Raw genomic sequence first — 4,626 nt, forward strand, 5'->3', positions numbered from 1 at the left:
GGGGGGGGCGCGGCCCGGGGCGGGGGGGTTGGTGGGGGCGTTTTCCCTGGGGCGGGGTCTCTTTCGGGGGGGGGGCGTGGGGGGGGGGGGGGGGGCCCCGGGGGGGGGCCCCGCCGCCCGCTTCCCGTGCCGCCGCCGCCGCTGCCGTGGCCGCCGGGGGCGCCGGTCCGGCCCGCCGGACGCCCCCGGCTCAGCTGCCTCCGCACCCGGTGCAGGACCTCGGCGGTCTGTTCCTCCCCGGGGCGCTCGGCCCTGATGTCGCCGAGCTCCACGACCTCCACGCCGTCCCGGAAGAAGTGGCTGACCTGGGCGGCCACGCTCAGCGCCATCCGGGTCTTGCCGACCCCGCCCGGTCCCAGGAACGTGGTCAGCCGGTTGGCCCGGACGGTGTTCGCGAGCTGCTGCTGGACGGCGGGGCTGCCGACGACCGGGGCCGGGTCCGGCCCCGGCAGGCCCTGCCACCGCGCGTGGTCGTGGCTCTCGGGGCTCGGCCGCTGCTCGTCGGCCACGCCGAGCGCGTTCACCAGCAGGTCGACCGAGGAGCGGCGCGGGTTCTGCACCCGGCCGAGCTCCAGGTTCCTGATGGTGCGCACGCTCAGGCCGGAGTACTCCGCGAGCTCCTCCTGGGTCCAGCCGCGCTGGATCCTCAGCGCCGCGATCAGCCGGGAGTCCCACGCCGGGAGCGGGCCGCCCAGCAGCGTGCGTTCGTGGGTGTATTCGAGTGTCATCGGTACCCCCGGGATTGAAGTTCGAAGAGCTCGGCGTAGAGCCCGCCCCGGTCCATCAGCTCCCGGTGGCTGCCCTGTTCCCTGACCTTTCCGCCGTCGAGCACGATGATCAGGTCGGCCATGCCCACGGTCGAGAACCGGTGGGAGACCAGGAGGGTGACGGTGCTTCGCTCCCGGCCGGCCCGTGCGGCGGCGGCGAAGCGTTCGAACAGCGCGTTCTCGGTGTGTGCGTCCAGCGCGGCGGTCGGCTCGTCGAAGACGGCGATCAGCGGTTCGGTCCGCATCAGTCCGCGGGCCAGCGCGAGCCGCTGCCACTGGCCGCCGGACAGCTCCGTGCCGCCGTCCCAGCGGGTGCCGAGCCGGGTGTCCAGGCCCTCCGGCAGCCCCTCGACGACGCCGGTGGCGTCGGCCCGTTCCAGGGCCGCGCCGACGGCCCGCCGGTCCTCGATCCGGGGCAGGTCGCCGATGCCCACCGTCTCCAGGACGGGGAACTCCAGCTTGGCGTAGTCCTGGAAGGCGGCCGAGCACCTGGCCCGCCACTCGGCGGTGTCACAGTCGGCGAGGTCCACGCCGTCGACCAGGATCCGCCCGGAGCCGGGCCGGTAGAAGCCGCAGAGCAGCTTGATCAGCGTGGTCTTGCCCGCGCCGTTGTCCCCGACCACGGCGACCACCGCGCCCGGCGGCAGCCGAAGGCTGACCCCGTCGAGGACACCGCGGCCTTCCTCGGAACCCGGGTACGCGAAGCCGACGTCCTGCAGCTCGATGCCGCGGCTCAGGGTGGCCGGCAGCCGGGCGGGCTCGGCGGGCGCGCGGCGCTCGCCCGCCACGTAGTCCTGCAGCCAGACCAGGCGCTGGCCGACCCGGATCACCACGAGGAAGTAGGTGCCGTACCGCACGGCCGTGCCGACGGTGGCGCTCAGCTGCGCGGCCAGGCCGAGCACCAGCACCACGTCACCGGCCGTGGCGTGGCCGCGGACGGCCAGCACCAGGGCGAGCGAGATGGCGCCGACGTACCCGGCGGCGGAGATCAGCGCGTCCAGTGACTGCAGGCCGGCGCCCTTCCAGCTGGCCCGGTTGCGCTCGCCGACGACGGCCCCCGAGGTCCGGTGGTGGCGCGTGCCCAGCAGGTCCGTCAGGCCGTAGACCCGCAGTTCGCCCGCCGCGTTCGTGGAGGTGCCCAGCTCGAACAGGTGGGCGCGCAGCCGCTCCCGCTCGCTGGTCGCCTCCTGCGCCCGGACGGTCAGGTCGCGGCTCCGCTTGCCGAGCCAGAACGACACCACGGTGAGCACCGGGAGGCAGAGCAGCAGCGGGTCCACCCCGGCCAGCAGGATCGCGGTGACCGTCAGGGTGGCCCCGACCCGCAGCACGCCGGCGGTGGCGTTCACCATGCCGGACAGCTGGAACTGCTGCTCCCGGATGCGCTGCACCTGGTCCAGGTACTCGGGGTACTCGTAGTGGGCCAGGCCCTCGGCCCCGCCGATCAGCCGCATCAGCCGCCGGCTGGCGACGGCCGTCGCCCGCTCCTGGACGGTGAAGAGGCAGTGCACGTAGTAGAAGACCGAGGTCAGCGCCGCGGCGACGGTGATGCCGAGCATCACGGCCGCGCCGAGTCCCAGCCGGAGGTCCTCGGAGACCGCCGCGTCCACGATCATCTTGGCGCCGAGGCCGCCGATCGGGACGGAGATCTCGAAGACGATGCCGGTGAGGAACTGCATCGCCGCGTGCCACGGGGCCGCGCCGAAGCCGATCCGCATCAGCTCCCGGAACGCCTGGAATGACTTACGCATGTCCCGCCTCCGCTGCGGTCCGGAGCTCGATGCCGGCTTCCCCGCCCTGTTCCGGGTCGGCGAAGCGGGCCGCCTGGATGTCGAACATCGCCGCGTAGCGCCCGCGCCGGGCCAGGAGTTCGTCGTGGGTGCCGTCCTCGGCGACGACGCCGTCGTCGAGGACGATGATCCGCTCCGCGCACCGGACGGTGGAGAAGCGGTGCGAGATCAGGATCGTGGTCAGTCCGGCGGTGAGTTCGAGGAACCGCTCGTAGATCTCCGCCTCGGCCCGGACGTCCAGCGCCGCGGTCGGCTCGTCCAGGATCAGCACGCGGGCACCGGCGTCCACCGCGAACATGGCCCGGGCCAGGGCGATCCGCTGCCACTGCCCGCCGGAGAGGTCGGTGCCGCCGGTGTACTCGGGCGACAGCACGGTGTCCCAGCCGTTCGGGAGCCCCTCGACCAGGGCGAGCGCGCCCGCGCGGTCCGCCGCCTCGCGCAGCCGGTCCCGGTCGCCGGCGAACCGCGGCGCGCCCATGCCGATGTTCTCCGCCGCCGTCAGGTGGTAGCGGGCGTAGTCCTGGAACAGCACGCCGATCCGGCTGCGCCAGAGCGCCGTGTCGAGTTCCGCCAGATCGTGGCCGTCGACCCGGATGGTGCCCCCGGTCGGCGTGTGCAGGCCGCAGAGCAGCTTGACCAGCGAGCTCTTCCCGGCGCCGTTGTCGCCCACGATGGCCAGCGAACGGCCGGCGGCGATGTCGAGGTCGACGCCGCGCAGCGCCTCGCGGTCCGTCCCGGGGTAGCGGAACCGGACCCCGGAGAAGCTGATCCGGTCGGCGGGGAAGGCGGCGGGGAGCTCGGTGTGCCGCGGCTGCGCCGCGCCGGAGGAGGCGGAGAGCCGCTCGTCCAGACCCAGGACCTGGGGGACGGCGGCGCCGGCGAACGAGAGGTAGGCGTTGTTGTCGTCGAACGCCGTGTAGTTGTTGGCCAGCGCCAGCGCCTGGGTGAAGACGGCGACGCTGCCGAGGCCGATGTCGTGGTGCACGGCCGCCCAGGCCAGCACGCCGTACGAGACCAGGTTGACGAGCGCGATCGTCCCGGTGGCGCCGAGCACCACGCGCGGCCGCGGCTTGCGTTCCCGCCAGACCGGCTCGGTCGCCTCCTGCCAGGACCGGGCGAAGCGTTCGAGGAGCCAGTCCAGCAGGCCCCACAGCCGGACCTCCTTGGCGGCGGGCCGGGTGAGCACCAGGTCCCGCAGGTACTCGGCCTGGCGCAGCAGGGCGCTGCGGCCGAAGCCGACGCGGCCGACCCGGAAGTACTCGCGCTGCATGAAGTGCACGACCAGCGGCCACGCCGCCAGCCACATCAGACCCACCCACCACTGGAAGGCCAGCAGGGTGATCGCCGCGGTCACGGCGCGCAGCCACGCCGGCAGCACCACCGCGAGGGCGGCCACCGCCTGGCTCGGCCGGTCGGTCTCGGCCATCCCGAGGCCCCGGACGACCCGCAGGGTGTCCAGGACGTGCGGGTCGGTCAGGTGGGCCGTCCCCTCCGGTCGGCCGACGGCCGCCATGACCCGCTGCTGGAGTTCCCGGTCGACCTCGCGGCCGAGGGTCTCGCCGAGCGCGGTCAGCAGCGGGGCGAGGGTCTGCTGGACCAGCACCAGCCCCCCGGAGACGGCCAGCAGGACGATCGTGTGGTGCCCGGCGGGGGAGGAGAGCCCCGCGTCGAGGGTCGCGCCGATCGAGCCGATGAGCAGACCGGTCACCACGGCGACCGCCACCGGAAGCACCGCGGACACCAGCACGCCGAACGCCCCCAGGACGGCCTTGGCCCGGTTGACCCGGGGCAGCAGGCGCAGGAGGTTGAAGATCCCGTGGATGGTCGGCGAGAGCCTGGGCCTTCGTTTCAGGGGGATGCGCAGGACGGCCATGGGGTGAGCACTCTTCCTGTCTGTCGACGGTCGCGTGGCTGGCGGAGGAGCCGGTTGAGGAGGGTCGAACAGGTGGGGAGCCTGGCGGAGCCGGGGGACGGGGTCCGGACGCGGTGCCTGGTCCGCGGTCCCCGCTGCGACGGGTCGCGAGGACGCGGCGGTGCGGCGCCCCGGAGGCCGTCGGGGCGACCGGTGGGGC

At 74.3% G+C, this 4,626-nt stretch carries 3 protein-coding genes; all 3 read right to left on the reverse strand.

Annotation, left to right across the window (positions count from 1 at the left end):
* Positions 1-728, reverse strand: a 728-nt coding sequence (locus ABZY91_RS41390) for a helix-turn-helix domain-containing protein (protein WP_355409338.1), incomplete at its 3' end; no start/stop codon positions are given.
* Positions 725-2,515, reverse strand: coding sequence for an ABC transporter ATP-binding protein (locus ABZY91_RS41395; protein WP_329884330.1), 1,791 nt, complete (start codon positions 2,513-2,515; stop codon positions 725-727). The genes ABZY91_RS41395 and ABZY91_RS41390, both read right to left, overlap by 4 nt.
* On the reverse strand, positions 2,508-4,427 hold the full coding sequence (locus ABZY91_RS41400) for an ABC transporter ATP-binding protein (RefSeq protein ID WP_355409340.1): 1,920 nt from the start codon (positions 4,425-4,427) through the stop codon (positions 2,508-2,510). Before ABZY91_RS41400 ends, ABZY91_RS41395 begins: the two co-directional genes overlap by 8 nt.
* Between the last annotated feature and the right edge of the window lie 199 nt (positions 4,428-4,626).

This window comes from Kitasatospora sp. NPDC002965, assembly GCF_040611255.1.
Classification (GTDB): domain Bacteria; phylum Actinomycetota; class Actinomycetes; order Streptomycetales; family Streptomycetaceae; genus Kitasatospora.